General features: G+C 75.3%; 6 protein-coding genes. 3 read left to right on the top strand and 3 right to left on the bottom strand.

Features of this window, described 5'->3' with window-relative positions; genetic code table 11:
* Positions 1-209: 209 nt before the first annotated feature.
* Positions 210-1,328 carry a substrate-binding domain-containing protein gene (locus tag GTW43_RS14810; RefSeq protein ID WP_161302340.1) on the bottom strand — a complete coding sequence of 373 codons (1,119 nt, stop codon included), beginning with the start codon at positions 1,326-1,328 and terminating at the stop codon, positions 210-212.
* 338 nt (positions 1,329-1,666) lie between these two features.
* Between GTW43_RS14810 and GTW43_RS14805 the strand changes: the two genes are divergently transcribed.
* Positions 1,667-2,014, top strand: coding sequence for an SH3 domain-containing protein (locus GTW43_RS14805; RefSeq protein WP_161302338.1), 348 nt, complete (start codon positions 1,667-1,669; stop codon positions 2,012-2,014).
* 83 nt (positions 2,015-2,097) lie between these two features.
* On the opposite strand, the gene GTW43_RS14800 is transcribed toward GTW43_RS14805, so the two are convergent.
* Positions 2,098-2,526 (bottom strand): hypothetical protein, encoded by a 429-nt coding sequence (locus GTW43_RS14800; RefSeq protein ID WP_161302336.1) that lies wholly within the window; start codon positions 2,524-2,526, stop codon positions 2,098-2,100.
* A 56-nt stretch (positions 2,527-2,582) separates the two neighbouring features.
* Positions 2,583-3,749 (bottom strand): xylose isomerase, encoded by a 1,167-nt coding sequence (gene xylA, locus GTW43_RS14795; RefSeq protein ID WP_161302334.1) that lies wholly within the window; start codon positions 3,747-3,749, stop codon positions 2,583-2,585.
* Positions 3,750-3,932: 183 nt separating this feature from the next.
* On the opposite strand from xylA, the gene xylB reads away from it, so the two are divergent.
* Positions 3,933-5,378, top strand: a complete 1,446-nt coding sequence (gene xylB, locus GTW43_RS14790; protein WP_161302332.1) for a xylulokinase — start codon at positions 3,933-3,935, stop codon at positions 5,376-5,378.
* A gap of 34 nt (positions 5,379-5,412) precedes the next feature.
* A partial coding sequence (locus tag GTW43_RS14785; protein WP_161302330.1) for a helix-turn-helix domain-containing protein occupies positions 5,413-5,696 on the top strand: 284 nt, incomplete at its 3' end.

The raw sequence follows: 5,696 nt of genomic DNA, 5'->3' as shown, positions 1-5,696 counted from the left end.
GACCAGCCGGACGGCGTCGGGGGTGCCCGCGCGGATCAGCGCCGCGGCCGTGCCCCGGACGACGGCCGTGTCCGCCGCGTCGCCCAGCAGAAGGGTCAGCGCCCGCGCGGCCTCGGGCAGGTCGGCGCGGGGCGCGAGCGCGCGTCCCGCACGCACGCGCGCCTCCCACGAGGGCGAGTCGACGTCGGCCGGCCAGGAATCGGCCCGGCTCATCGCGCACCGGCCGCGGCGCCGCACGAGTCCCGGATCCGCAGCTCCGGGAGGACGTCCAGGTGCTGGGCCGGTTCCGCCGGGGCGCCCGGGGCACGGGTGAGCCGGGACAGGAGGAGCTCCGCCGCGCGGCGCCCCACGGTGCGCTTGGCGGGGGCGACCGCCGTCAGGGGCAGATCGGCCAGGGCCGCGACCTCGTCGTCGTACGTGATGACGGCGAGGTCCTCGGGGACGCGGATGCCGTGGGCCCGCAGCCGGGGCACGAGCACGAGCGCGTCGGCGTCACTGTGCAGGATCGCGGCCGTGACCCCGTGGTCCTCGACCGCCTCGCGCAGATGGTGGAAGGACCGCTCGAACCGGTCGGCCTCGCTGTCGGGCGCGGGGTGCCGGACCGGTTCGGGTGCGGGGCGCAGGCCGAGCGCGTCCACCGCGGCCCGATGTCCGCGCCGCAGCCCGGTGCTGGTCGGTGAGTCCTGCGCGGCGAGCGCGACGCTGCGGTGGCCGAGGGAGGCCAGGTGCCGCACGGCCACCGCGGCGCCGTGGGCGTGGTCGGAGCGGACCCGGTCGAGGCCGGCGGCGGGATGGCCGTGCGGGGCCGAGCGCTCCACCAGCACGATCGGCACGGGCCGTTGCGTGATGCGCAGTCCCTCGCCGGGGTCGGGCACGCCCGTCCGCCAGCTGGGGGTGAGGAGCAGCCCGTCGACTCCGGCCGCGAGCAGCCGGTCGACCTGGACGGAGTCCTCACCGGGCAGGTAACGGGTCAGCGCGACGACGAGCCGGGCGCCGTGCGCCTCGACGGCCTCGCGGGCGCCGCGCACGACGTCCGCGTAGTAGTACTCGGTCGTGGGGACCACCATGCCGACGACGAGGTGCGGGTGGGCGGGGGCGGGGCCCGCCGTGAGGTCCGCGCGGTCCGGTGCGGCGGCGGTGTCGCCCGGCCAGACGACGGCGCCGTGCAGGCGCAGCAGGAGACCGCGGGCCGCGAGCGTCTCGACGTCACGGCGCAGCGTGACCGCGGAGACGCCGAGTTCCCCCGCGAGGTCGGCGACGCGGATCGTGCCGCGCTCGCGGAGCAGTTCGAGCACCCGCGCATGGCGGCGGTCGACGTGCAGGCGCATGATGCCGGCCCCTCCCCGGTCAACTCCGGTCCCTGGCCGCTCATCGTATCGATCGCGTGCGCTCGTAACGATCGGTCGCCGGTGGTCCGACGGGAGCCGCACGGCCGGCCACCCTCGGCCGCGCGATCACCGGCCGATATCCGACCGGGAGGCCACCGGCGCATCCGCATTGCGGACGCGCGCGCCGGGAACACAGGTCCGCGCACTCCCTCCGGACGGCGATTGAGCAGGGCCGGGCGGTCCCCGAGAGTGGATCACGTCCTCACCGCGGAAGGGGACACATCAGTAAGTCGACATCACAGACCGACGCCTCACACGACCAACGGGAGACACACCACATGGCACGAGCTACGACCCGTCGCGCACTCGCTCTCGGCGGCGCGAGCGCCGCACTCCTGTCCGCCACGCTCCTCGGAGCGTCCCCCGCACTCGCCGACACGGCCGTCACGGCGTGGGCGCACGGCAACGTGCACGCGGGACCGGCCAAGGGAGAGCGCGTCGTCAGCTATGTGAACGCGGGTTACAGCTACAACGCCCAGTGCTGGCTCGAAGGAGATCTCGTCAACGACCACGGCATCAGCAACCGCAACTGGGTCCGCCTGAAGCTCAACAGCGGCGGCATCGGCTACGTGAGCGCCATCTACCTCAAGGGGAACGACAAGGGCAACGTGCCCAACCACTGCTGACCCTCATCACGTCACCAGCGTTCCCACAGCGGCGCCTCCCCGTCGGGGAGGCGCCGCCTCGCGTGGCGCACCCGACGCGAGGGTCAGGGCACGAGGCTCTCCATGTCGCTGGGCAGCAGCCCGCTCGGCAGGTTGCTGGGCAGGTCGGTCGGCAGCCGGGTGGGCAGGTCGCTGGGCATTCCGCTCGGCAGGCCGCTGGGCAGCCCCTCGGTCGGCAGGTCGCTGGGCAGGCCGCTGGGCAGCTCGCTCGGCAGGCTGCGTGACGGTGACGGCGTACCCGAACTCGCTTCCCCGGAGCCCGGTTTGCCGTCGTCACCGCTGTCGCGCGTCATGACGAACGCCAGCGCGCCGCCGATCACGACGAGCGCCGCGACGACCGCGAGCACCAGGAAGCGCCGGCTGCCGCCGTCCCCGCGCGGCCCCGCGGGCGGCCCGCCGAGTCCCCCGTCGTCGGGCGGGGGTGTGCCGCTCGGCGGCGGGGGCGGCTGCGGGGGCATCGGAGGTGTGGCCATGCCCCCAGAGTGTCCGGAGCGGGGCCCGCCGCGCGACCCCTCCCGCGAACTCGGCGTCAGGCGCGCACGCCGAGCAGATGGTCCATGGCGAGCTGGTCGAGCCGCTCGAAGGCCATCCCGCGCTCGGCGGCGGCGGTCACGTCGAAGTCCTCGAACGCGCCCCGGTCCGCGAGGAGTCCGGCCAGCCCGTCGGCGGCCGTGGGCTGCGCCAGCTCGTCCAGGCGCGAGGCCCGCAGCGCCTCTTGGACCTCCGGGTCGGCGCGGAACGCGGCAGCCCGGTCCTTGAGGATCAGGTAGTTGCGCATGCAGCCGGCCGCCGAGGCCCAGACGCCGTCGAAGTCCTCGGTCCGCGGCGGCTTGAAGTCGAAGTGGCGCGGGCCCTCGTAGCCACCGGTCTCCAGGAGGTCGACGAGCCAGAAGGCCTGGCGCAGATCACCGGCGCCGAAGCGCAGGTCCTGGTCGTACTTGATGCCGGACTGGCCGTTGAGGTCGATGTGGTAGAGCTTGCCCGCCCACAGCGCCTGGGCGATCCCGTGGGCGAAGTTGAGCCCGGCCATCTGCTCGTGGCCGACCTCGGGGTTGACGCCGTACATCTCCGGGCGCTCCAGGCGCTCGATGAAGGCGAGTGCGTGGCCGACGGTGGGCAGCAGGATGTCGCCGCGCGGCTCGTTGGGCTTGGGCTCGATGGCGAAGCGCAGGTCGTAGCCCTGCTCCAGCACGTACTCGCCCAGCAGGTCGAAGGCCTCCTTCATCCGGTCGAGCGCGACCCGGACGTCCTTCGCGCCGCCGGACTCGGCGCCCTCGCGACCGCCCCAGGCGACATACGTCGTCGCGCCGAGCTCCGCGGCCAGATCGATGTTCCGGATGGTCTTGCGCAGCGCGAACCGGCGCACGTCGCGGTCGTTGGCCGTGAATCCGCCGTCCTTGAACACCGGGTGCGTGAACAGGTTCGTCGTCGCCATCGGGACGACCATGCCGGTCGCGTCGAGAGCCTGCCGGAAGCGCTTGACGTGGGACTCGCGCTCGGTGTCCGAGGCGCCGAAGGGGATCAGGTCGTCGTCGTGGAAGGTCACGCCGTGCGCGCCGAGCTCCGCGAGCTTCTGCACGGACTCGACGGGGTCGAGCGCGGGACGCGTCGCGTCGCCGAACGGGTCGCGGCCCTGCCAGCCGACGGTCCACAGGCCGAAGGTGAACTTGTCCTCGGGGGTGGGCTGGTACGTCATCGTGCGGCTCCCTCGCCGTCGCCGGGCGGCGGGTCGTGTTCCGGCGCCCGCCTATTTCGTCATGGCGCTTTACAAATTAGTATGCGGGCACGCCTCTGGGAAGAGGAACACGGAGACGGATCGGCTCGACGCGATCCGGCCGTCTGCACCGACCGCTTGCACCGACCGCATCTGGAGAGCCGCATGCCCACTGCCGAGGGGCCCCTCGTCGTCGGGGTCGACAGTTCCACCCAGTCCACGAAGGCCCTCGTGGTCGATGTCGCCACGGGCGCCGTGGTCGCGAGCGGACAGGCGCCGCACACCGTGACGACGGGCACCGGCCACGAGAGCGACCCCGAGGAGTGGTACGCGGCGCTGTGCGCGGCCCTCGCCCAGTGCGGCGACGCGGCGCGGCGCGCCTCGGCCGTGTCCGTCGGCGGGCAGCAGCACGGCCTCGTGACGCTGGACGCGCAGGGTCGTCCGGTGCGCCCGGCGCTGCTGTGGAACGACGTGCGCTCGGCGCCGCAGGCCCGCCGCCTGGTCGACGCCCTGGGCGGCCCGAAGGCGTGGGCGGAGCGGTTCGGCAGCGTGCCGGGCGCCTCGTTCACGGTGACGAAGTGGGCCTGGCTCACGGAGCACGAGCCGGAGGCGGCCCGGGCGACGGCCGCCGTGCGGCTCCCCCACGACTACCTGACCGGACGGATGACGGGCGCGGGCACCACGGACCGCGGCGACGCCTCCGGCACGGGCTGGTGGGCGACGCACACCGAGGCCTACGACACGGACATGCTGGACCGGGTCGGGCTCGACGCCGCGCTCCTGCCGCGGGTGGTCGCCCCCGGCGAAGCGGCGGGCTCGGTCCTGGGGTCCGACAGCGGGCTCCCCCTGGCCCCGGGCACGCTGGTCGCCGCCGGCACCGGGGACAACGCGGCGGCGGCGCTCGGCCTCGGCCTGCTCCCGGGCACCCCCGTCCTGAGTCTCGGCACCTCCGGCACGGTGTACGCGGTGTCCCGGCGGCGGCCGGCGGACGCGAGCGGCATCGTCGCGGGGTTCGCGGACGCGCGCGGGGACTGGCTGCCACTGGCCTGCACGCTGAACTGCACGCTCGCCGTGGACCGGATCGCCGCGCTGCTCGGGCTGGACCGGGAGGCCGTCGAGCCCGGCGGCGCCGCGACGCTGCTGCCCTTCCTCGACGGCGAGCGCACCCCCGATCTCCCGGCGGCCTCGGGCCTGTTGACGGGCCTGCGGCACGACACGACCGGCGGTCAGCTGCTCCAGGCCGCGTACGACGGGGCGGTGCACGCGCTGCTCGGGGCGCTCGACCGGGTCCTCGACGGGGACACGCCCGGCACCGACCCGGCCGCACCGCTGCTCCTGATCGGGGGCGGTGCCCGCGGCGCCGCCTGGCAGGAGACGGTGCGCCGGCTCTCGGGCCGGGCGGTCCAGGTGCCCGAGGCGCGGGAGCTGGTGGCGCTCGGCGCCGCGGCCCAGGCGGCCGCGCTGCTCACCGGCGAGGACCCCGCCGCGGTCGCCCGGCGCTGGGACACGGCGCGCGGTCCCGTGCTGGAGCCGGTGGAGCGGGACGACGCCGCGTTCGCGCGGATCTCCGGGGTGCTCGCCGCGGCCGACCCGCTCTTCCAGGGGCTGTGATCACGGCGGCCGGGGAGCCTGGGACCATGACGGCATGACCGCTCCACTGCACCGGGCCCGCCCGGGGACGCCCGACACCCAGCAGGGCATGCGCCGCCGCAACCTGTCCCGCGTGCTGCACGCGGTCGCGGCCGAGGGCCCGCTGTCCCGGGCGGCGGTGGCCCAGCACATCGGGCTGACCAGGGCCGCCGTGTCCACCCTCGTCGACGAGCTGATCCGCGCGGGGCTCCTCGACGAGCTCGGGCCGCAGCGGCCCGGTGGCGTCGGGCGGCCCGGCTCGGCCCTCGTGGTCAGCGGCCGGGGCCCGGCCGGGCTCGG

Origin of the sequence: Streptomyces sp. SID5785 (assembly GCF_009870065.1) — a bacterium.
Lineage (GTDB): Bacteria > Actinomycetota > Actinomycetes > Streptomycetales > Streptomycetaceae > Streptomyces.
This window is presented reverse-complemented; position numbering and strand designations above follow the sequence as displayed.

Excerpts from the sequence above, each read along its gene's own strand:
- GTW43_RS14800 (WP_161302336.1), bottom strand. The coding sequence starts at position 2,526 with ATGGCCACACCTCCGATGCCCCCGCAGCCGCCCCCGCCGCCGAGCGGC.
- GTW43_RS14805 (WP_161302338.1), top strand. The coding sequence starts at position 1,667 with ATGGCACGAGCTACGACCCGTCGCGCACTCGCTCTCGGCGGCGCGAGC.
- xylA (WP_161302334.1), bottom strand. The coding sequence starts at position 3,749 with ATGACGTACCAGCCCACCCCCGAGGACAAGTTCACCTTCGGCCTGTGG.
- GTW43_RS14810 (WP_161302340.1), bottom strand. The coding sequence starts at position 1,328 with ATGCGCCTGCACGTCGACCGCCGCCATGCGCGGGTGCTCGAACTGCTC.
- xylB (WP_161302332.1), top strand. The coding sequence starts at position 3,933 with ATGCCCACTGCCGAGGGGCCCCTCGTCGTCGGGGTCGACAGTTCCACC.